General features: G+C 41.3%; 19 protein-coding genes. 12 read left to right on the plus strand and 7 right to left on the minus strand.

Going from position 1 to position 21,947, the window contains the following annotated elements:
• The first annotated feature begins 7 nt into the window (after positions 1-7).
• From tssF to F3J02_RS06175, 10 genes are all read left to right on the plus strand, one after another.
• On the plus strand, positions 8-1,816 hold the full coding sequence (gene tssF, locus F3J02_RS06130; protein ID WP_167248163.1) for a type VI secretion system baseplate subunit TssF: 1,809 nt from the start codon (positions 8-10) through the stop codon (positions 1,814-1,816).
• Complete coding sequence (tssG, locus tag F3J02_RS06135) at positions 1,780-2,778, plus strand: type VI secretion system baseplate subunit TssG (RefSeq protein WP_167248164.1); 999 nt, start codon at positions 1,780-1,782, stop codon at positions 2,776-2,778. The genes tssF and tssG overlap by 37 nt, the downstream gene beginning before the upstream one ends.
• Positions 2,778-4,205, plus strand: coding sequence for a hypothetical protein (locus F3J02_RS06140; RefSeq protein WP_167248165.1), 1,428 nt, complete (start codon positions 2,778-2,780; stop codon positions 4,203-4,205). The genes tssG and F3J02_RS06140 overlap by 1 nt, the downstream gene beginning before the upstream one ends.
• A 28-nt stretch (positions 4,206-4,233) precedes the next feature.
• Positions 4,234-8,049, plus strand: coding sequence for a type VI secretion system membrane subunit TssM (tssM, locus tag F3J02_RS06145; protein ID WP_167248166.1), 3,816 nt, complete (start codon positions 4,234-4,236; stop codon positions 8,047-8,049).
• Positions 8,050-8,086: 37 nt separating this feature from the next.
• Positions 8,087-9,046, plus strand: coding sequence for a type VI secretion system-associated protein TagF (tagF, locus tag F3J02_RS06150; RefSeq protein WP_167248167.1), 960 nt, complete (start codon positions 8,087-8,089; stop codon positions 9,044-9,046).
• On the plus strand, positions 9,043-9,816 hold the full coding sequence (locus F3J02_RS06155; protein WP_167248168.1) for an OmpA family protein: 774 nt from the start codon (positions 9,043-9,045) through the stop codon (positions 9,814-9,816). Before tagF ends, F3J02_RS06155 begins: the two co-directional genes overlap by 4 nt.
• A 33-nt stretch (positions 9,817-9,849) precedes the next feature.
• Positions 9,850-10,113, plus strand: a complete 264-nt coding sequence (locus F3J02_RS06160; RefSeq protein WP_167248169.1) for a PAAR domain-containing protein — start codon at positions 9,850-9,852, stop codon at positions 10,111-10,113.
• Between the two features lie 460 nt (positions 10,114-10,573).
• Positions 10,574-11,344, plus strand: coding sequence for a molybdate ABC transporter substrate-binding protein (gene modA / locus F3J02_RS06165; RefSeq protein ID WP_167248170.1), 771 nt, complete (start codon positions 10,574-10,576; stop codon positions 11,342-11,344).
• 4 nt (positions 11,345-11,348) lie between these two features.
• Positions 11,349-12,044, plus strand: coding sequence for a molybdate ABC transporter permease subunit (gene modB / locus F3J02_RS06170; protein WP_167248171.1), 696 nt, complete (start codon positions 11,349-11,351; stop codon positions 12,042-12,044).
• Positions 12,041-12,658 (plus strand): ATP-binding cassette domain-containing protein, encoded by a 618-nt coding sequence (locus F3J02_RS06175; RefSeq protein ID WP_167248172.1) that lies wholly within the window; start codon positions 12,041-12,043, stop codon positions 12,656-12,658. Before modB ends, F3J02_RS06175 begins: the two co-directional genes overlap by 4 nt.
• Before the next feature lie 15 nt (positions 12,659-12,673).
• Here the strand turns inward: F3J02_RS06175 and F3J02_RS06180 are convergent, their stop codons facing one another.
• Positions 12,674-12,940 (minus strand): metal/formaldehyde-sensitive transcriptional repressor, encoded by a 267-nt coding sequence (locus F3J02_RS06180; RefSeq protein WP_004654733.1) that lies wholly within the window; start codon positions 12,938-12,940, stop codon positions 12,674-12,676.
• A gap of 56 nt (positions 12,941-12,996) precedes the next feature.
• Here F3J02_RS06180 and dmeF point away from each other — a divergent pair, with 56 nt between their 5' ends.
• Positions 12,997-13,944, plus strand: coding sequence for a CDF family Co(II)/Ni(II) efflux transporter DmeF (gene dmeF, locus F3J02_RS06185; RefSeq protein ID WP_167248173.1), 948 nt, complete (start codon positions 12,997-12,999; stop codon positions 13,942-13,944).
• 46 nt (positions 13,945-13,990) lie between these two features.
• Here dmeF and chrA read toward each other — a convergent pair whose 3' ends face one another.
• Positions 13,991-15,334 (minus strand): chromate efflux transporter, encoded by a 1,344-nt coding sequence (gene chrA / locus F3J02_RS06190; protein ID WP_167248174.1) that lies wholly within the window; start codon positions 15,332-15,334, stop codon positions 13,991-13,993.
• Between the two features lie 117 nt (positions 15,335-15,451).
• Positions 15,452-16,408 carry a LysR family transcriptional regulator gene (locus F3J02_RS06195; protein ID WP_167248175.1) on the minus strand — a complete coding sequence of 319 codons (957 nt, stop codon included), beginning with the start codon at positions 16,406-16,408 and terminating at the stop codon, positions 15,452-15,454.
• Between the two features lie 92 nt (positions 16,409-16,500).
• Between F3J02_RS06195 and F3J02_RS06200 the strand changes: the two genes are divergently transcribed.
• Positions 16,501-17,142 carry a LysE family translocator gene (locus F3J02_RS06200; RefSeq protein WP_167248176.1) on the plus strand — a complete coding sequence of 214 codons (642 nt, stop codon included), beginning with the start codon at positions 16,501-16,503 and terminating at the stop codon, positions 17,140-17,142.
• Between the two features lie 46 nt (positions 17,143-17,188).
• On the opposite strand, the gene F3J02_RS06205 is transcribed toward F3J02_RS06200, so the two are convergent.
• From F3J02_RS06205 to F3J02_RS06220, 4 genes are all read right to left on the minus strand, one after another.
• Positions 17,189-19,159, minus strand: coding sequence for a family 2A encapsulin nanocompartment cargo protein cysteine desulfurase (locus F3J02_RS06205; protein ID WP_167248177.1), 1,971 nt, complete (start codon positions 19,157-19,159; stop codon positions 17,189-17,191).
• On the minus strand, positions 19,134-20,066 hold the full coding sequence (locus F3J02_RS06210) for a family 2A encapsulin nanocompartment shell protein (RefSeq protein WP_004654714.1): 933 nt from the start codon (positions 20,064-20,066) through the stop codon (positions 19,134-19,136). Before F3J02_RS06210 ends, F3J02_RS06205 begins: the two co-directional genes overlap by 26 nt.
• Positions 20,067-20,303: 237 nt before the next feature.
• A complete protein-coding gene (gene epsC, locus F3J02_RS06215) occupies positions 20,304-21,242 on the minus strand; it encodes a serine O-acetyltransferase EpsC (RefSeq protein WP_167248178.1) in 939 nt (312 codons plus the stop codon).
• Between the two features lie 62 nt (positions 21,243-21,304).
• Positions 21,305-21,814: a rhodanese-like domain-containing protein gene (locus F3J02_RS06220; RefSeq protein ID WP_167248179.1), complete on the minus strand. Its 510-nt coding sequence runs from the start codon at positions 21,812-21,814 to the stop codon at positions 21,305-21,307.
• Between the last annotated feature and the right edge of the window lie 133 nt (positions 21,815-21,947).

The following is a 21,947-nucleotide window of genomic DNA, read 5'->3' on the forward strand; positions in this document are numbered from 1 at the left end:
GCGAACTGTGATAGAGCAACTTTTACCGTATTATGAAAAACAACTACAAGAATTCGGTCAACAATCTCGAGAGTTTGCGCAGAAATACCCGAAGATTGCGCAACGCTTATCTTTAAATCAAGAACAAATTGATGACCCGCATATTGAACGGTTAATTCAAGCCTTTTCACTGATTGCTGCACGTATCGATAAAAAATTAGCAGATAGTTATGATCTGTTTACTCATTCTCTCTTTGAGGTGATGTTTCCTCAATACTTACGTCATTTCCCAGCGTGTACTGTGGTCAGTTTTGAAGATATTAATAAACTCAAACAACTTAGCGCTGCACATATTATTCCTCAGAATACCGCATTGAAATCACGTAGTTTTAAAGGCGTGCAATGTGAGTTTAATACCAGTAATGAAGTTCGATTATTGCCGATTACATTAAGCAATTTAGAGTTTCAAACTTCGCCAAGTACGCATATGCATTTGAATCAGAATGCGACTTTGAGTCTGAAATTTGAAATTTTTAATGATGCTCAACAATGGATTCTGGACGAAAAATTACCGATCTATTTAGATGCAATTTCAAATTTTCCATTGCAAGTTTTGGACAGTATTTTCCGTAAAGAAACGGGGTTTTCGATTCGCGTCGGGCAACGTGTAGTTGAAATTGCCAATCCATTTGCTGTGATGGGGTTTAGTGAGCAGGAAAGCTTATTGCCGATTGACCAACATACCCATCATGCTTACCGTTTGTTGATGGAATACTTTTGTTTTCCGGAGAAGTTCAACTACTTGAACTTTGATCTAAGTGTTCTAAAAGGCTTGTTACAACAACAGAATAATTTTGAAGTCTTGATACATCTCAAACTTAATTTGAATGACCAAGCAATTGTGCGTAATTACTCAGAACTGAATATTGCCAACTTTAAATTATTTACCACACCTGCAATTAATCTGTTTGAAAAGCAGGCAGAGCCACAAAAGATCTCACATACGCAACTGCAATATCCATTAATTACTGATGCGCATCATCCTGAGCTGTATCAAGTTTATTCAATTATTGAAATGAATATGGTGCGGGAGAAAACCAATCAGGAACAAACTCATCTTCCTGTTTTACCTTTTTTCGCAATGAGCCATTATCACAATGATAAGGTCCAATTTTTCTATTCTTTAAATTATTCACCGACACAAACCAAAAACATGCAGATGGGCTATTCAATTGTTTCTAAGCATTTGAAGCCCTATGAAATTAAGTCCGATTTTATTAGTACCAAATTACTTTGCTCAAACGGTGATTTACCACATGAAGCGTTAAGTCAGAGCAACAACATTCTCAATTTGAATGATAGTAGTTTGGCAAGACGTGCTTTGATCTTAAAGCGCCCGACATCGCCTTATCATTTTGATAAAAACAGCAATGAGCAATGGCGCATTATTTCTCATCTTTCACTCAATACCTTGGCACTGATGAAAGGGGATGCACTGAGTCATGTAAAAGAACTGTTGGCTTTATATAACTTGCCACATTCCAAAGAAAATATTTTATTGATTGACGCTTTGAAGCTGCTGAATTTCTCAACCACCAATAAGCTGATGAATGCGAAGCCTTTTCCTATGTTTATTCGTGGAGTTAAAGCGGAATTAACGGTCAATAAGAGTGTATTTAGAGGGCACAGTTTATATATTTTTAGTCAGTTATTAAGTCACATTTTTAATCTGAAAGTTCAAATTAATAGTTTTGTTGATGTGGTTGTAAAAGACAGTCTTAACCAACAGGAGATATACCAATGCGTGCAGAACGTTGGTGGCAAGACTCTTCTGTAGTCGATCAAGTTTTTAAAAAATCAGGCTCGTTTGAGTTTATTCAATCGACACGTTTGTTGCGCCATCAAGCAGAAGTAACGCAGCAACAGGATTGGTCTGACGATTTTAAATTTGGCACGTCCTTTAGTTTAAGTTTCCCCGCGACCGAGATTGAAGAACTGAACTATCAAGATCAGCGGATTCATTTGACCAATTTGGTTGTGGGTTTAACAGGTACACAAGGTGCGCTTCCTTATACCTATACCAATAAATTAAAACAAAGTACACGTCAGCAACGACTTGAGATTAAAGAATTTTTAGGCTTATTTAATCATAAGCTCACAGCTAAATATGTCGACGCCAGTTTGACTTATAACCTCGCTGTGCGTTATGAAATTGAGCAAGACAATCATTACCTAGATATTTTGCATGCCTTAAATGGCTATGTTCGTGCACAGCATCAACAGCATGATCTAGACGAATATTTTGCAGAATTTTCTGGTTTGATGCAGGGACAAAACAACACCGCACATGCGTTAAAAACTGTTTTGTCTTGTGTGTTCAATGAACAGGTACATATTCAGGAATTTATCAAAGAAAAATTTAAACTGGGTGATGAACAAAAAACCAGTTTGGGTGGAAATAACCCGAGTTTACTTGGGGTGAATACCTTTTGTGGGGATACGGTTCAGCAAATTGATGGAAAAATCGAAATTCAAATCGGACCGTTGTGTCGTGAGCAGTATTTAGCTTTTTTACCTGATCAGCCTTTAAATAAAAAGTTAAAGCATTTAATCCAAACCTGGTGCAGTCCAACGCTATTTATTGATGTACGTTTAATTTTAGATAAGAGTGAAGTAGCTCCAATTCGCTTGGACTCAGGACATGAAGTCGGTTTGGGGCAGGGTGCATTTTTAATGCCATCGGCACAACTTCAGCAACATAACAGTGAAACTCGTTATGCACTTTTAGGAGCAGCATAATGATAAAGAAAATTTTAGCGACCTTAATCAGCTGTTTTATTTTGGTTGGATTGATTGTTATCTATTATTGGCGTGATATTCAATATCAGCCAGAATCTGCCGATTTAATTAATTATTTCCTGATCTTGCCCGTCGTAATTACCTTGGTGTTACTGTCACCTTGGCTGATCTATAAAGCGTATCAACATCATAAAGAGAAAAAACAACAAGCATTACTGGCTGAACAAAATCAGGAAGATGGATCGATTGAAGCTCAACCAATTGCTCAGGAGAGTAAATGGTTAAAGTTAAATTTATATGCAGCGAGTGCCTATAGTGCTTTAGGTGAAAATGACTCAATTATAGAGGGCATTAAGCAGTTCAGTAGTCCGAAGTTAGATCAAAATCTAGTTAATTTTCACGGGATACCAATTTTATCTTATCGAATTGCAGAATTAGATCAGCAGCTCAATGACGATGATGGAGAGTTACAGTTCTCGTCGATTCGACAACAGCGCATTATGGCATTAATTCAGCATCAACTTGAGCAGCATACTGAACTTTTAGTTTCGATTTCAGAGCATTTAAAGCGCTCGAGTCTATTTTATGAAAGTCAAAATTTGTACGAATATCGGATGCACCCTGCATGGATTGATCCAACGTTATCAACAACGGGAGATGAAGACGGTGGGACGATTCAGGTTGAGCAAGTTTATCGTTTAGATAAATTAAATCTACATATTTTGCTATCTGAAGATGTGGTGCACACATGGAACGATACGAGTAGTAATGAAGCGCTCCAAAGCATTTTTTATGATTTAGGTATCATCCCGCAAAAGTTCCATATTGAATATCATTATCTCAGTGCTGCATCGACAGAGCAGCATTTGGTTGAGTTATTTGAACGAATTCAAAATCAACCGCATGAAATTTCATTGCTGCTTGCTGGTGACTCGGAAATTGACCAAGACATTATCGATGAAAAGTCTTGGGGAGCTAGTGCTTATATTCCTGCTGAATTTATTAACAGTAGCTGCTTGGCGCATCCTGATGTTCAACTGGAGCAATTGCAGCCTGAAAAGACCTTTAATCTGGTATTAAATCAAAATAATTTAATTCAGATATTCCAAGAATTAAAGATTGCGGACTTACCACAATATCAAGCGGAAGAGCCTTTTGTCTTGGTAGTTGAGGATGGTTCCGACATTAAAGTTGTAAAAAAACTGGAACAGTTTTTCACCAAAAGTCCAGTAGAGCCACACCATTATTTGTATTGCAAACCTGCCTTTGGACACACCCAAAATGTCGCAAAACTTTGTGGATTGATGCTAGGGGCGCATCTCTCAGAGCAGCAAGTTGCCTTTATTTATGGACAAAATTTACAAGCATTTATTCAAGCTTTTCCTGAGATCGAACCAGATCAGGACAGCGTAGCACTTGCTAATTGATTAACTTTATTAAGAATTCGAGAACTCAATGTATATCATTTTAGGTTATCTTTGGCAGTACATTACGAATCCTAAAGCAATTATTGCTTTGTCTTTATTCGTAGCACTGATTTCTTCATATTCGTCCATTCCACGTCATATCTTTTGGGCTCTGGCAGCAACATATGCTTTGGGTTTAATCGTTTATGGCATTTATTGGCTGATTCAAAGAAAGCGCCATGCAGAACAAGGTGAAGAACTTGCCAATGCCATTGAGCAAGACAGCCAAGCTGAGTATGGTCAACACAAAGATAAAGCTGAATTACAGTTAATCCAGCAACAGATGAAAGAATCGATTCAACTGATTCGTAAATCTAAATTGGGAGATAAAAAAGGCAATGCGGCCTTATACGAATTACCTTGGTATATGGTGATTGGTAATCCAGCAGCTGGAAAGAGTTCTGCAATTTATAATTCTGGTTTGAAGTTCCCGTTTGAAGAAACCCATCAAAAGATGGTTTCAGCGGGTTTAAGTGGTACACGTAACTGTGATTGGTTCTTTTCTACAGAAGGGATTTTACTAGATACCGCAGGTCGCTATTCAGTTTATTCTGAAGATCATTCGGAATGGTTGGGTTTTTTAAATATCCTAAAGAAAAACCGTTCTAAAGCACCAGTGAATGGCTTGGTGCTGATTGTCAGTATTGCCGAATTGATTAGCCAGAGTCCTGAGAACTCAATAAAATTAGCCAAAAATCTACGTGCTCGAATTCAAGACTTAACTGAAAAGCTTGAGGTTGTGGTTCCTGTTTATTTGGTCTTTTCTAAAATGGACTTGATTGCAGGTTTTACTGAGTTTTTTGATTGCTATGAGTCGCAAGAATATAATCAGGCGTGGGGTGCAACCTTACCTTATGAGCAGAACTCATCTCAGAATGCAGTGGAATTATTCGAAAAACATTACAGCATTCTTTATGACGGTTTAAAGAGTGTCAGTACCACGCATTTAAGTCGCCGCCATTCGCAAAATATTTCTCCGAGTGTCATGACTTTCCCACTGGAATTTAAAACACTCAAACCAGCATTAAAAAGTTTTGTCGGTACTTTATTTGAAGATAATCCATACCAGTTCCAACCTATTTTCCGTGGTTTCTATTTTACCAGTGCTTTGCAAGAGGGTGTGATTGAAAGCCCAATGACAGAAAACATTGCCCAAGAATTTCAACTCCAGCAAATTCAGGGTAATGGACAAGATGGCACTGCACAATCAGTTGCACCCAATCATGGTTATTTCCTCCAAGGTCTATTCTCCAATGTGATTTTGCGAGATAAAGATCTGGTCAAGCAACATATCAATCCTGCGAAAAAACGTCAGCGTTATATCGCTTTTATTGCCGCTTTGGTTGGCGTTTCTTTGGTACTCGGTGTATGGGTTTGGTCATATCGTAACAACCAACAATTGATTGCGGATGTTCAGGCTGACTTAGATAAAGTGGTGCACTTGGAAAAATCTTCAGGTCAACAATTATCAACTCAACTTGAAGCCTTATTAATTCTGCAAGAACGTTTACAACAGCTGGATGAGTTTGATGAAAATCGTCCATTAAAATTCAGTTTTGGTCTCTACCAAGGCAATCAATTACGTGAAAGCTTAAAAGCAGAATACCTCAAAGGCATTAAGCAGATTGTCTTGACCCCAACACAACAAAATATTGCGCAATATCTACAACGTGTCAAAAATAATGAAGCAACTTTAAAAGCTAATCATGTCAATGTAGAGATCAAGCAAGTTGCCAAGACTCAGCAATATTTAGAACCGTCAGATGCGAATCCACAAGATGCTTATAACGCACTGAAAGCGTACTTGATGATGAGTAATCATGAATATATGGATACCAGTCATTTAAGTGATCAAGTTTCACGCTTCTGGCGTTCTTGGTTAGATGCCAATCGTGGACAAATGCCGCGTGGTGAAATGATTCAGGATGCAGAGAAGATTCTTTCTTATGCCATGACTTTGGCGAATCAAGAAGGTTTCCCTGTATTAGAAACTGATGCACAAGTGGTTGATCAAACCCGCCAAGTTTTACTGTCTGTAATTCGTGGTATGCCTGCGCGTGATCGTGTGTATAACGAAATTAAGATGCGTGCAGCAGTACGCTTCCCTGCGGTAACGGTAGGACAAATTGTGGGTGAACAAAACCGCAGTATTGTTCTTGGTAGTTATGCTTTACCAGGCGTGTTTACACAAAAGGCTTGGGATGAGTATGTAGAGAAAGCGATTGAAGAAGCAGCAAATAAACCAACGGACAGTAAAGATTGGGTGCTGAATAGCCGTCAATCTGATGACCTTACTTTCTCGGGTAGCCCTGAACAGATCCGTAAGCAGTTAGTTGCGCTGTATAAGCAAGAATATGTAGCAGAATGGAAAAAGTTCCTGAATGGTATTTATTATGCCAAAGCGGATCAGTTTGCTCAGCAAGTGAAAAGTATCGATGTTTTGGGCGAGCCGCAAAACTCACCAATTCGTACTTTATTACAACGCATTGCGATCGAAACCAACTGGGATAATCCAATTGTACAGGCTGAACTTGCAGTACCTGAGAAAGGTTTTGTGGCATGGTTTAAACGTAAAGTCTTGAATAATTCAGATGACAAAGCAGCAGCTCAGGCGGTGAATAAGGCACAAGGTGCAATTTCACAAGAATATCAAATGTTCTATCAGTTGGTGCGTAAGCGTGATGATTTACAAGATAAGTCATTATTCGATGAGTACATGAACAATCTTGCGCAAGTGCGTAGTAAGTTCAATGATCTGAAAACAGCGGGTGAGATTGGTCCAAGTGCGATGGCCTTGGTGAAACAAACCATTAATGATCAAACATCTGTGTTTAACCTTACACAGAAATATGTTGATGAAAAAATGATGGTGGGTCTTAAGGATACAGATCAACAGGTATTACAAAAACTGTTGATGACACCATTAACTCAATCTTTTGCAAGCTTGATTGTACCAACCCAAGATGAGTTGAATAAGTTGTGGGGAATCCAAGCTTATCAACCATTTAAAACCAATTTAAGTCAAAAATATCCATTTAATTCGAGTGTGACTTTACAGGCAACTAGTAGTGAAATTGGTCAAATCTTTGGTGAGACCGGTAGCATTGCACGCTTTGTAAAAGAAGCTTTAGATCCATTTGTGATCCGTCGTGGTTATGTCTTGACCTCGAAGACGTGGAAAGACTTAGGTATTAGTTTAAATCCACAATTTGTGATGGCATTCCAGCAATATGTAGCTCCAATCAATGGCATGGCGACAGGCAGCCTAGATCAACCTGCGGCTGCACCTGTATCCAATCAATCGAACTTCCAGTTCTACCCATTACCGAATCCACAATACTTGTCATATACCATTGATATTGATGGTCAACGCATGGTGTTTGAAAACGGCATTCAGCAATGGGTGAACTTCGTATGGCCGAACCAAGGTGCAATTCCGGGCGCGCGTATTACCGCAGTGGATTTAGAAGGTAAAACCCATACGATTTTTGAAGAGCCAGGTGAGTATGGTATCAACCGTTTGATCGATGCAGCACAACGCAAAGAACAAAATGGTAGCTTTGAAATGACATGGACCAGCAAAACTGAACCATCTTTAGCATTGAAAGTGAATTTCAGATTAATCAGTGGTAATAGCTCTGGCAATATTGGTTCAAGCCGTGGTTATTCAGGTTTACAGTTGGTGGATAAAGTGGTGACTGAGAAGGCGGTACGTGTAGTCTCAGCTCAAGCAATGCCTGCGGGTGCGGCAGCTGCTGCACCTCAACCACAGCCAACAGCACCTGCTCAAGGAGCAACACCGTAATGTTTGGGATAATCACGGAACAGCAGGAGGGGCTTGGATGCAGCAAGTAAAAACGACACCTTTGTATTATGGAAAGACACCCGCACGTGGTGACTTTCTAAAATCCAAAGGGCAGTATGCATTAATTCAGGTACTTGATCAGTGGATTACAGAAGCGCTTGAGCATGCCATGCGTGCGCCAGATTTTAAGCAGCGTTATGAATCCTTACCTGCATTGGATTTCTTTATTGCCAACCCTGCTGAGCCGATGTTTTTGGCAGCGAACTTGATTGCCAGTCAAGACAGCTCTGGCCGAGCGTTTCCGATGGTACTCAGTCAATTACTTGAAGTTGAACAACCTTTTCAAAATCTGTTATTGGCGCCGTATTACTACAAGTCGGTTTTGGTTGATTTATTCCAACGCAATCGGGTACTTCGTAGTATTCGTGATACCAATATCATGTTGGAGAAGTTGAATAATCTACCGAATGTTGTGCAACTATTCACTGCAACAGAATGTAATGGCTTCTATGAAGGCCATACCATGCACTCATTTGCACAATTGATGAAAATCAATGTTTATGAACTTGCGCAAAGTATGATTGGTTTAGGCCTGTTACTTCAACCAATCTTAAAAAATGGTACCAGCCGTTTAAATAAAGTGCTGATTCTACCTATCAATAATCACATGTATTGTTATGAAATCGCGGCTTTCTGGGTCGGTATGATCGGTCGTTTTTTAGGTATTAACAATACTGAAATTCTAATTGGTATTTTACATCGTGAAGAACCAATTTTATTTATTGGTTTCCAAGGTGCCGATATTATGGCACTCAGCGATATTTTCACCCAAAACATGCAGAGCGAGCATTGGGTATCATTGATCCAGGCACAATGGATTGATGCTTATCTTGAACAGAATGCGGGTCTTGCCACACTCGAACAATCACTTTGTCAGCGTCAATTGAGCCTAAATCAAGGTTTAAAGCTGTTTAGACAAACTTTTTTAGATGAATGAATATGAGAAATAATCCGAAATCTATATGGGCGAGTTTATTGTTTGGCTTATGCATTTTAGGTCAAAGTCATCTTGCCAGTGCTGCACCGATCGTGGTGGAAGGTGTTGTTCCAAATGATGCGAGTAAGCAGGCAATCTTGGCCAAGATGCAGTCTGTCTATGGTGCAGACCAAGTGGTCGATAAAATTCAGGTTCGCCCAGTTTCAGCTCCGAATGGCTGGAGTGATTCTGTGACTCGTATCATTACTCCAGATCTGAAAAAGATTTCACAAGGTCAGTTAAAGGTGAGAGGAACTCAGGTTGATTTAACTGGGAAAATGACTGATCCAAACCAAATTCAGCCGACTACAACTAGTTTTCAATCTTTAGTGCAACAGCCTTATCGCTTTAACGCACAGCTTTCAGTAAATCAGGCTGAGCAGAAAATTATTGACGATGCTTTGAAGAACCGAATCATTGAGTTTGAATCAGGTAGTGCCATTCTGACTGTGGCAGGACAGCAGATTCTGGATGAAATGGCAGTAGCTTTAAATAAGGTTGGCGGCAAGAAAGTCAAAATTATTGGGCATACCGATAGCTCTGGGGATGCCAATAAGAATACGGTGTTAAGTCAGCAACGTGCTGCAGCGGTACAAAATTACCTAGTCAGTAAAAGTATTGCGGCTGATCGCTTAAGTACCGAAGGTAAAGGTTCCAGTCAACCTGTTGCAGATAATACAACGGCAGATGGACGTAAGAAAAATCGTCGAATTGAGTTTGAAGTGCTTTAATTATTTTGGCACTTTTAGCGGAGGGATTAGATTATGGCAACACCCTATATTGTTGTTGGTTGTCCTACCACAGGCGGTGGTCAGGTGATTACTGGAAATAGTAGCTTTCTAATTGAAGGAATTCCGATTGCTTGTGTAGGAGATAAGGCAACTTGTCCAAAACATAAAACAGTGGCGACGATCGTTGCTGGCGATCCGAATATGCAAGTCATGGGTAAAGCTGCGGCAAGAGTGAATGACTCACTCTCTTGTGGTTGTAAGTTGTTGCCTAAGCAGAATCTAGCAGTTAGAGGTTAAGGCATGATTTAAGCCTTCAAATGTAGTCAAAGCTTAAAAAGCATTTGGCACATCTTTTGCTAAAATCAGGAAAGGGCAGCGATCTAAGCTAGCTTTAGAAATAGACAAAGGCGTCTATTCAGCATCATTCAGTTGGTGTTTGGATAGACGCCTTTTTATTTTGGGCAGCAAAATACGGCTAATCGCTATATTTTTTGGTAAATAACGATTGAGTGAATGTTTGATCTGGATAATGTGATCTATCGCTCATATTGGGATTTATATGGTGATGCACTAAATTGGTGTGAAATTGTTTTTTTGCACCAAAAGGTAATGGTCTTGGTACATATCGTTAGATCATTAAGTTTCTATATAAACAGATGATGGATTAAGGATAACAAGACTGGCGAATTGTTATTTTTAGTGTATCTTTATTAAGCGATATATTTTTAAAAACATATCGAATTTTGAGGAAAAAACAATGCCAACAATGATGAAAAAAACATATCTATGTGTTGTCGCTTTTGGGGCGAGTTTATTGATGCAGACCCATGCCGTAGCCGCGGATGCGATTACGGTTTACGCAGCGGCAAGTTTAACCAATGCAGTCAATGAACTCGATGTGATCTATGAGCAAAAGAATAAAACTGAGGTCAAAACTTCTTATGCGGGTTCTTCAACCTTAGCCAAGCAAATTGAAGCGGGTGCACCTGCTGATGTGTTTATGTCAGCTGATGTACAATGGATGGATTATTTACAGAATAAACAGCTGGTTGCATCAACTGATCGCATCAATTTATTGGGTAATAGATTGGTTGTGATTACACCTAAAGATCGCCCGATTAAATTAAAAATGGATAAAAGTTTTGATCCAACTCAAGTGATACAAGGCAAGCTTTGCACAGGAGATACTAAAAGTGTGCCCGTCGGCAAATATGCTAAGCAGGCATTGACCTCACTCGGTTGGTGGGACAAAGTTGAATCACGACTGGTTGAAACGGAAGATGTACGTGCTGCCTTAAACTTTGTAGCGCGTGGTGAATGTCAGGTGGGGATTGTGTATGCGACCGATGCTGCCATCAGTAAAGACGTCGTGGTGGCAGGTGTTTTCCCAGAAAATACGCATCCACCAATTATTTATCCTGTGGGTTTAACCAAGAAGAATGCGGAATCGGTCAAATTCTATAAATTTCTACAAAGCGGACAGGTAAAAAACGTATTTAAAAAATATGGTTTTAGTGTGTTGCAGTAATTGAATGATGATCCTAAGCCCAGAAGAAATTGAAGTTCTCAAGCTATCCTGCAAAGTGGCAGCAGCCTGTCTGGTGTTTAGCCTCATCCCTGCGACCTTGGTGGCTTGGGTTTTGGCTAGAAAAAAGTTTTGGGGAAAATCCCTATTCGAAACTTTGGTGTTTTTGCCTTTGGTTTTACCACCTGTAGTACCTGGCTACTTATTGCTGCAATTGTTCGGTAATCGAGGCTTGTTGGGGCAGTATCTTGCGCCACTCGGTTTAGAGTTTGCATTTAACTGGAAGGGCGCGGTCTTGGCATCTGCAGTAATGGGCTTTCCTTTATTGGTGCAATCAATCCGACTGGCGATTGAACTGGTCGATCAACGCTTGGAGCTTGCTGCAAAAACCTTAGGTGCATCTTCCTTTGGGGCGTTTATGCAGGTGACATTACCGCTCGCGAGCAGTGGTATTTTAGTTGGTGCTATATTATGTTTTTGCCGAAGTTTAGGTGAATTTGGTGCAACCATTACCTTTGTTGGCAATATTGCTGGCGAAACCCGCACTTTACCGTTAGCAATGTATAGTTTGATGCAACAACCCGATACCGAAGCTGCGGTATGGCGGTTGATTATCCTGTCTCTATCGGTAGCGTTCTTTGCCTTATGGTTTGCGCAGTGGTTCAATCGTTATCAGAAAAATAAGCGTGGGTATACAACATGATTGATTGTCATATTCAGTTGCAACAAGGGCAATTCTGTCTGAATCAACGCTTTCAGTCTGATCAGTCGGTGATTGGTTTATTTGGGGCTTCGGGTTCGGGGAAAACCACCATATTACACAGCATTGCAGGGTTAATCCGACCTCAATCGGGTTGGATTAAAATCCAGAATCAGACTTGGTTCGATCAAGGTCAGAACATTTATCTCAGTACGCAACAGCGCCGTGTCGGTTTGGTCTTTCAGGACGCTCAGCTGTTCCCGCATAAAAACGTCAAGCAGAATTTACTGTTTGGATTTAAGCATATTGCACCGCAGCAACGTCAGTTCGAAGTGGACTATATTGTTGAGTTGCTGAAATTGGAGCATTTGCTGGAACGTATGCCAATTAAGCTCTCTGGGGGAGAAAAACAGCGAGTGGCTTTGGGACGAGCCTTACTGTACTCGCCACGATTGCTGCTTTTAGATGAGCCACTGTCTGCACTGGATACAGCACATAAAGCGGAGATCATTCCTTTTTTTCAACGCGTTAAACAGGAAATCAAGATTCCAATGTTGTACGTGAGTCATGATCATTCCGAACTAGACCAACTGAGTGACGCCATTTGGTATTTATAGATAGCGTTTTGGTATTTATAGATAGCGTTGTAATAAGGTGAAAAACTTTTCGACTTCTTCCTCATCCACATGATCAGCACCTTTTAATACATGTTCTTTTAGGTGTTGTTCGATCAATTGGTTCATTAAACCATTCACCGCACCTTTGACTGCTGCAACCTGCTGTAGAACTTCTATACAAGAACTTTCAGGATTTGTGATTGATTTCTCGACTGCTGCGAACTGTCCTTGAATCCGCTTAAGGCGATTTAAAATTTTCTTATCTTGATGGAGGTGAGACATACTTTTTTTCCTAAAAAAATATATACTAGGGGGAGTATATTGGAAGACTACAATAAATGCAGCATAGTAACCTAGAACGACGCCATTCTCACCAGTTTGATCAAGGAAATCCCTTGGCTCAAAAAAGAATTTTAATTGCCACCATTTTGACCGCAGTGATGATGGTGTTAGAAATTCTAGGCGGCTGGGTTTTTAATTCAATGGCTTTACTTGCCGATGGCTGGCACATGAGTTCGCATATGCTGGCCTTGGGACTGGCTTATTTTGCCTATCGTATGGCACGACATTATGCGCAGGATCAACGCTTCAGTTTCGGTACATGGAAAATTGAAATCTTGGCAGGGTATAGCAGTGCGATTTTGCTGATGGTAGTGGCACTGTTGATGGGGATTCAGTCACTCGAGCGTTTATTTAATCCTGTCACCATTCATTTTAATGAAGCGATTCCGATTGCGATTGTGGGTCTGATCGTCAATCTGATTTGTGCATGGCTGTTACATGATGAGGGGCATGAACATCATCACCATCATTCGCATTGTCACTCTCATGATGAAGTAGATCATCACGGCCATGATCATCATCATGATTTAAACCAAAAAGCCGCATTCTTACATGTGGTTGCAGATGCGGTAACGTCCGTTCTGGCGATTATTGCCTTATTTGCGGCCAAGTATTTTGGCTGGAATTTTTTGGATGCTTTGCTTGGAATTATCGGTGCATTACTGGTTGCAAAATGGTCTTGGGGACTGATGCAGGAAACTGGAAAAACTTTATTGGATGCCGAAATGGGACATCCTGTGGTCGAAGAAATACGTGAGGTGATTGCCCAGTTTTCACAGGTTGAAATTACTGATCTACACGTATGGAAGGTCGGGAAAGGCAAGTTCTCTTGTATTTTAGGATTGGAAACGACCATGACGGATCTAAATCCTGATCAGGTTAAAGCTGAATTGGCGATTCATCAGGAAATTGTGCATGCCTCAGTCGAAATTCATCATATTTAAGGTAGAACTTCATCGAGTGGCATTTTGAGCTACTCGATGCATTCAATTACGCACCAATATATAAGATCAAACCGCAAAAGGCCGATGCAAAAATCACATACAACACATTGAGTTGAAATTTAAATAAAGCAATTAGTGCAGCAACAGTAATAAAGGCCGCTTCATAATTAAAGGCATGATCAAAGCCATTTGGCCAGAGCACATGATAGCTAAAGAATAAGGCCAGATTTAAAATCACCCCGACCACAGCGGCAGTAATCGCAGTGAGTGGTGCAGTAAATTTCAGTTCATTGTGTGTAGATTCAATAATTGGCGCACCAGCCAGAATAAATACAAAGGAGAATAAGAAGGTAAACCAAGTGACAATCACTGCACCCAGTGCACCTGCTAAAAAGAGCTGTTCAGAACCCAGCACAGCATGGTTGTACGCCCCCAAGAAACCAACGAATGCCACCACCATGATCAGCGGCCCTGGGGTACTTTCCCCCAATGCGAGACCATCAATCATTTGGGTTGGACTCAACCATGCATAATGATTGACTGCACCTTGATACACATAAGGTAAAACTGCATAAGCACCGCCAAAGGTCAGCAATGCCGCTTTGGTAAAAAACCACGCCATTTGGGTATAAGCATGCTGCCAACCTAAGCTTAAGGTCAAAACCAGCATGGGAATAAACCAGAGCAATGCAGCAATAATCAGAATTTTGGCGAGATTGGCCCAGCGGAAAACTGCATGGGCAGGCGTTGGTGTATCATCATCAATCAGGGCTATCCCATAATTTTTCTGGCTATTTGGATGGGAAGCCTGAGCCGTAAATAAATCGGGCTTTTTCTTACTCAGCACATAGCCTGAGATGGCAGCAGCGAATACGATCAAGGGAAAAGGGACATTAAACACGAAGATGGCAATAAATGCGGCAGCGGCAATCCCCCACAAAAACGGATTCTTGAGTGAGCGACTGCCAATTCGATACGTCGCATGAAAGACAATCGCCGTGACCGCAGGTTTAATCCCATAAAACAACCCTGCAATAATCGGTACATCACCAAACTGCACATAAATCCATGACAGGGCAATCAGAATAAATAATGAGGGGAGAATAAACAGAATGCCTGCTACAAGCCCACCCGTAGTTCGATGCATCAGCCAACCAATATAGGTGGCGAGCTGTTGTGCCTCAGGACCAGGGAGTAACATGCAATAATTTAGCGCATGTAAAAATCTTTTTTCAGATATCCAACGTTTATTTTCTACCAGTTCCTGATGCATTACTGCAATTTGTCCAGCTGGGCCACCAAAGCTAATAAACCCCAATTTAAGCCAGAACAAAAAGGCTTGCCTGAAAGGGATTGCTGGTGCTGGATTTACTTTATCCGCTGATTGCATGATGCATTCCAAAGTATTTTATTTTTATCGTTGTATGATAAATAAAAGTGAGGATAGAGTTTATAAATTTTAGTGAGCTAATAATTCAGAATAATGAAATTATTGAATTTAGATGGGTCACTCATTATTTTTTATTGGCACGTTCTGTTGAACTAAAACGGGTTCAGCGGCTAATTTTTCCGCCAGATATTGAATAAAGACACTGAGTTTAGGTGGGACATGACGAGTTGGGGGATAAAGTAGCCATGCACCACCACTGTAATGAGTTTTAAAATGCCAATCGGGTAAGACCTGTACCAAAGAACCCTGTTCTAAGGCATGGCGTGCCACGAAGTAGGGCAAACTGGCAATGCCTAAGTGTTGTAAAGCGGCACTCAGGCGCACGCCAGTATGATTCGCTGCATAACGACCACGGACTGCCACCGTAATGGATTTCTGTTCTTGCTGGAACTTCCACTTCGAATCACTGGCTTGTTCACCCAAATAAATACATTGATGCTGCTTTAAATCATGTGGATGTTGTGGTGTGCCATGTTTTTGTAAATATTCAGGTGTAGCACAAATTAAATGATCAATCTCAATCAGTTTTCGTCCCATTAAACCGCCCGGTGGTTGTTCGGTTATACGAATGGCCAGATCTACACCATCATCAATCAAGTCAATGTAACGGTCTTCCAACAGCAGTTGGATATCAATTTTAGGATACAAGGCTAAAAACTCAGGCAAATGTGGATGCAGCATAAAATGCCCAACTGCCTTGGGCACACTAATTCGGATAATGCCTTGAGGTTCAATATGAAACTGTCCTGAGCTTTCCATTACCGCTTGTGCGGCATTGACCATGTCGACACAGCGTTCATAGACCTGTTGACCGCTTTCACTTAAGCGCAGTTTACGTGTGGTGCGATGCAATAAGCGTGTACCTAAAGCCCGTTCTAAACGGGCAATGGCACGGCTCACTGCAGAAGGGGTTGAACCGAGCTGTCGTGCCGTTTCAGAAAAGCTTTCAGTTTCGACAACTTTGACAAAAGTCGCCATTTCATTTAACAGAACTAGACTTTGATTTGTGCTCATGAAGCAAAAGTTATTTGGATTTTGATTGGATTATCGCGCTTTAAAAATCGCAATACAATCTTTTTCCTATAGTCATGATGGAGATAAATCAAATGTGGCAGTTGTATGGGCATGAATTTCTGGCCTTGGCATTGATCCATTTTATGGCAGTTGTTTTACCGGGACCTGATTTTATTATTACAGTACGGCAGAGTGTTCGATATGGCTATTTAATTGGCTGTATCACTGCAATCGGCATTGGTGTAGGCATTTCAGTGCATGTGTTTTATACCTTAGTGGGTGTTGGGGTGTTGATCCAGCAAAGTGTCTGGTTAATGTCGGTATTACGTATAGTTGGGGCGGCTTATTTGATTTACTTAGGTTGGCAATGTTTACGCAGCCAACCGAATGCCAATCTGGACATTTTGGCTGGTGAGGCGATGGGCAAACCGAGCTATATCCAAGCCTTTAATATGGGCTTTTTAACCAATGCACTGAACCCCAAAGCGACCGTTTTCTTTCTGGCGATTTTTACCACCATTGTGAATCCTGCAACACCGTTAAAGGTTCAAATTGGTTATGGCATCTGGATGTGTTTAGTCAATGCTGTGTGGTTTATTCTGGTTAGTATCATGTTTGCTCAGCCTGTTGTACGAAAACGCTTTTTGGAGTTCGGGGTGTATTTTGAACGGGTAATGGGGGTTATTTTGGGTGTAGTTGCAATACGATTGATTTGGAGTGTTGCCTTTACCTGAATATAAAAAAGACTGCGCTGAGGCAGTCTTTTTTATTGAAGAGGGTTTAGGCACTCCGTTTGTTTCTGGTCAGTTGATGCAATACCGACACCAGCAAATCAATTTCTTCTGTGGTGTTATAAAACGCCAAAGAAGGACGCACAGTCTGTTCTACACCAAAACGACGCAGAATTGGTTGAGCGCAATGATGCCCTGAACGAACTGCAATTCCATGTTGATTGAGTGCTTTACCTACTTGCTCAGTCGAATAACCTTCAAGGGTAAAGGACATGACACTGGCTTTATTTCTCGCTGTGCCAATCGGTCTTAAACCTGTGACGCTGCTTAAGGCGTGCTGACCATATTCGAGTAAGTCATGTTCATAGCGGGCAATATTATGAATGCCAAGGCGTTCCACATATTCCAGTGCAGCACCTAAACCCACGGCATCGGCAATATTACCCGTACCTGCTTCGAACTTATTTGGAGCTGGTTGGTAAACCACTTGTTCAAAGGTCACATCCTGAATCATATTGCCGCCACCTTCCCACACAGGCATAGTCTCTAGGATTTCAGGCTTGGCATAGACCGCGCCAATACCTGTAGGTCCAAAAACTTTATGCCCTGAGAATACAAAGAAGTCGGCATCAATTGCTTGGACATCGGTTGGCATATGTGAAACCGATTGAGCACCATCGACCAAGACTCGCACACCTTTAGCATGCGCGATTTTGATTACCTCAGCGACAGGTGTTACCGTACCTAAGGCATTGGATACTTGGGTAATTGAGATCAGTTTGGTACGTTCATTAATCAGTTTTGGCAGTTCTTCCAAAATGATTTGACCCGTATCATCCACAGGAATGACACGGAGTTTGGCGCCGACTTTTTTGCTCAGTTGGAACCATGGTACGATGTTGGCGTGATGCTCAAGATGAGACACGATGATCTCATCACCTTCACCAATATTCTGTTCACCCCACGTCTTGGCAATCAGGTTAATGCCTTCAGTGGTGCCACGAACAAAAATGATTTCCTTGGATGATTTTGCTCCAATAAAACGAGCCACCACATTACGCGCATGTTCATAGGCGTCGGTTGCACGTGCTGCCAGTTCATGTGCGGCACGATGAATATTGGAATTTTCGTGCTGATAAAAATAGGCAATACGATCAATCACGCTTTGCGGCTTCTGTGTGGTCGCTGCATTATCAAACCAGACCAGAGGTCGACCATTGACGCGCTCTTGCAAAATTGGAAAATCACGACGGATTGCTTGAATATCCAAAGGTTGAGCTGCATTAGCTACAAACTGCGGTTGTGAAGGTTGATAATTGCCATAACCCGCGTTGCTTTGTGGCAAATCTAAAAAGTAGAAACCAGTAGAGGCAGGACTTTTGGATTGGGCTGAACTTGGCTGATCTTGCTGTAACAAGCTTTTTAGCGCATCGCCGTGTGGTAATTGAAATGATTGTGCAGTCGCAAAACTGGCAGCATCAAATTCAGAACTTGATATGCTGGGTGCTGCAAAATCATTTAAAAAATAAAATGGCGAAGCCTCACTTGCAGATGGACGAGAAGGTTCAACCAAAGGCACATTCGGTGCGCTGTGAATGGGCTGTGGAAAATTAGGTTCAATGGGTGGGCGAGGTAAATTTGCCCCACCGACCACGGGCGCAGAGGCAATCGCACGACGTTCAGGATAATCGGGATAGTTTGGAATATGCTCAGGATATTCAGGATTCAAACTTTTTTCATAGGCAATATTGGGCGCACGTCCACTTAACGCTGCTAAAGGTTCGGCAGGCTGGGGTTGATGTGGTGGTGTACCGACATTGGGCAAGTCCAAATTCAAGCCAGAAGGGTGGCCACTGCCTGAGCTTGGCAGTGCAGCAAAAAATTCAGAGGCGAGTCTTGAAAGTGTTGCTTCATCAGGGAAGTTGGACGGTGGGCTAACACCGACCACTTCAGAACCCGTTGGACTACCTTGCCCAGTACCTGTAGAAGATAGGTTACTTGTAGTTAACTGGGTAGTCATGATATTTGTCCACCTCCACATCTTCAAGCACAGCCAACGCATCCTCAGTTAATACCGCCAATGAGCAGTACAATGAGATCAGATAAGACGCAATCGCATTGCGGTTGATACCCATGAAGCGTACAGAAAGGCCAGGAGATTGCTCACCTGCCAAGCCAGGTTGGAATAAGCCCACTACACCTTGGCGTTTTTCACCCACACGGAGTAACAAGATTTTGGTTTTACCATCTTCTACCGGAATCTTATTCGAAGGAATCAGTGGGACACCACGCCATGTGATGAACTGAGAACCGAATAAACTGACTGTTGGTGGTGGTACACCACGACGGGTACATTCACGACCGAATGCGGCAATGGCATCTGGATGTGCAAGGAAGAAACCAGGCTCTTTCCAGACTTTACGGAGTAAATCATCAAAGTCATCTGGCGTTGGGGGACCATTTAAAGTTGAGATACGTTGTTCATCTGCAACACTGGCCAATAAACCATATTCAGGGTTATTGATCAGTTCGCTTTCTTGGCGTTCTTTAATCGTTTCAATAGTTAAGCGTAATTGCTCTTTAATTTGATCGTGTGGGCTGCTGTAAAGATCGGCAACACGGGTATGGATATCTAAAACGGTAGAAACACCATTTAAGAAATATTCACGTGGTTGAGCATCATAATCAACAAAGGTTTGGGGTAGCGTTGCTTCATCACGTTGTGTACACGCAACTTGGATGTCATCGGTGTTGCTGACACGGTTGACGCGATAAATACCTGCTTCAACAGGAATCCATTGCAATAAATGTGTGAGCCAACGTGGGGTAATGGTCGAAAGTTGTGGAACGGTCTTGGTGGCATTGGCAAGCTGTCTAGCTGCATGATCTCCAAGCGCAAGTTGGACTTTATCTGTGGTTTTTGCCATGAATCAATTTTCCTGTTGTTTTTTGGCTTTGTTAGTAAAAGGGTTGGTTTTATATCAGTGTTGCTTAATCATTTATTAAGTTAGACTAAAGGGGATTTATTATTTTTAAAAATATTAATATGAGATAAATAATACTGAATTATGATTATATGACTCATAAGAATATATTTATGAAAAATAAATATAAAAGCTGAATAAGGCGATTTAATCTATGAAATTTATAGCAGTCTCACTTAATTAAACTTTACTGTTGTGTAGTGATTCACTTGGTGACTGTAAAATTTGGCTGCCTGCTGCAACACTATGAGTGAGCCATACATTCCCGCCAATAATTGACCCTTTACCAATGGTGATACAGCCTAAAATTGTTGCACCTGCATAAATCACCACATGGTCTTCCACGATTGGATGACGGGCATAATCTTTTTTCAGTGCGCCATCTTCATTCAATTCGAACCGTTTTGCGCCGAGCGTCACTGCCTGATAGATACGGACATATTCACCAATCACTGAGGTTTCACCAATCACTACACCTGTGCCGTGATCGATAAAGAAGCCTTTGCCAATTTGCGCACCTGGATGGATATCGATACCCGTTGCGGAATGGGCCAATTCAGAAATAATCCGTGAGAGCAGCGGTACACTCTGATAGAGCTGATGTGCTACGCGATGATGAATAATCGCTAAAATACCGGGATAGCAGAGTAAGACTTCATCGACGCTATGCGCTGCGGGATCACCTTCATATGCTGCACAGACATCTGCATCCAATAAGCGGCGAATGTCAGGCAAGGTATTGGCAAAGTCCTGTACAATCGTTTGTGCCAAAGCGACTTGCTGTTCATACAGCAGACGTTCATTGCTAGAAACAGGGATCGGTTTGACTCGGCTTTTGGCTTCGTAATTTAAAGCCAACTTGACCTGTGCAAACAGTTCATTCAAGACACGGTCAAGGGTATAGGCAATATAGTAATCCTCGGTTTCTTGGCGTAGATCGCTCGGCCCAAGTCGCATTGGAAATAAGATCCCACACAGATCATCTAAAATTGACTTCAGCACATCCTTAGATGGAAGTTCACGCCCACCAAATTCTTTGATCCGATGTTGACGCTCTCTCCATTCATGTCGTGCTTGTTGTAGGCCTTCAACGACAGGCTGTATTTTCCATTGGCTCACGCGTATTCCTTGCAAAACGAGATCTTAAATAAATCGTAAAATAATTGCTTAAAAAAGCAGCATTAGTCTTGTAACCAAGGTAACTGATATGTACGCCAGCCATTGCTTTGATTACGTTGTTGTCGTTCGTTTAAATCTCCTTCAAAGCCTTCTTGCACATTATAAACTTGAGCAAAACCTGCACTAAAAGCTGCCGCTGCCGCTAAAGCTGAACGTTTACCGCTACGGCAGAGCAGCAGAATGGTTTTGTCTTTACCAACTTTGCTATCCAGTTCTTTCAGAAAGCGTGGATTTCGGTTAAATGATGTGCCCGTTGCCCATGCGACGTGGATACTTTCAGGGACATAGCCGACAAATTTGCGTTCTTCATTAGTACGTACATCGACCAATACCGCAAGACCTTGTTCAACTAAATACCACGCTTCTGATGGGGGGATGCTGCCAGTGAAATCGAGTTCATTTTCTTCAGCATAATGTTGCGCACGCGCTAAGATATCTTGTGGATTTTTTGATAAACCGTGAATCGTAGATGTCGATTCTGCTAGATCAGTAGAATCAAATTGAGCATTCATTTTTATAACCTTTCATACATCAGCGGGATGATGTTTTTATCTTAGGACTGTTTTTATATTCAGGAAAATAAGCAAAATTTATTTATATATCTATTTTTGATAAATAATAGGTTTTTTATTAAATTATTAGGAA

This window comes from Acinetobacter sp. Tr-809 (assembly GCF_011753255.1).
Classification (GTDB): domain Bacteria; phylum Pseudomonadota; class Gammaproteobacteria; order Pseudomonadales; family Moraxellaceae; genus Acinetobacter.

Excerpts from the sequence above, each read along its gene's own strand:
- F3J02_RS06140 (WP_167248165.1), top strand. The coding sequence starts at position 2,778 with ATGATAAAGAAAATTTTAGCGACCTTAATCAGCTGTTTTATTTTGGTT.
- F3J02_RS06200 (WP_167248176.1), top strand. The coding sequence starts at position 16,501 with ATGTGGCAGTTGTATGGGCATGAATTTCTGGCCTTGGCATTGATCCAT.
- F3J02_RS06205 (WP_167248177.1), bottom strand. The coding sequence starts at position 19,159 with ATGACTACCCAGTTAACTACAAGTAACCTATCTTCTACAGGTACTGGG.
- dmeF (WP_167248173.1), top strand. The coding sequence starts at position 12,997 with ATGCAGCATAGTAACCTAGAACGACGCCATTCTCACCAGTTTGATCAA.
- F3J02_RS06210 (WP_004654714.1), bottom strand. The coding sequence starts at position 20,066 with ATGGCAAAAACCACAGATAAAGTCCAACTTGCGCTTGGAGATCATGCA.
- F3J02_RS06155 (WP_167248168.1), top strand. The coding sequence starts at position 9,043 with ATGAATATGAGAAATAATCCGAAATCTATATGGGCGAGTTTATTGTTT.
- F3J02_RS06180 (WP_004654733.1), bottom strand. The coding sequence starts at position 12,940 with ATGTCTCACCTCCATCAAGATAAGAAAATTTTAAATCGCCTTAAGCGG.
- tagF (WP_167248167.1), top strand. The coding sequence starts at position 8,087 with ATGCAGCAAGTAAAAACGACACCTTTGTATTATGGAAAGACACCCGCA.
- modB (WP_167248171.1), top strand. The coding sequence starts at position 11,349 with ATGATGATCCTAAGCCCAGAAGAAATTGAAGTTCTCAAGCTATCCTGC.
- F3J02_RS06175 (WP_167248172.1), top strand. The coding sequence starts at position 12,041 with ATGATTGATTGTCATATTCAGTTGCAACAAGGGCAATTCTGTCTGAAT.
- F3J02_RS06220 (WP_167248179.1), bottom strand. The coding sequence starts at position 21,814 with ATGAATGCTCAATTTGATTCTACTGATCTAGCAGAATCGACATCTACG.
- F3J02_RS06195 (WP_167248175.1), bottom strand. The coding sequence starts at position 16,408 with ATGAGCACAAATCAAAGTCTAGTTCTGTTAAATGAAATGGCGACTTTT.
- chrA (WP_167248174.1), bottom strand. The coding sequence starts at position 15,334 with ATGCAATCAGCGGATAAAGTAAATCCAGCACCAGCAATCCCTTTCAGG.
- tssM (WP_167248166.1), top strand. The coding sequence starts at position 4,234 with ATGTATATCATTTTAGGTTATCTTTGGCAGTACATTACGAATCCTAAA.
- tssG (WP_167248164.1), top strand. The coding sequence starts at position 1,780 with ATGCGTGCAGAACGTTGGTGGCAAGACTCTTCTGTAGTCGATCAAGTT.
- modA (WP_167248170.1), top strand. The coding sequence starts at position 10,574 with ATGCCAACAATGATGAAAAAAACATATCTATGTGTTGTCGCTTTTGGG.
- F3J02_RS06160 (WP_167248169.1), top strand. The coding sequence starts at position 9,850 with ATGGCAACACCCTATATTGTTGTTGGTTGTCCTACCACAGGCGGTGGT.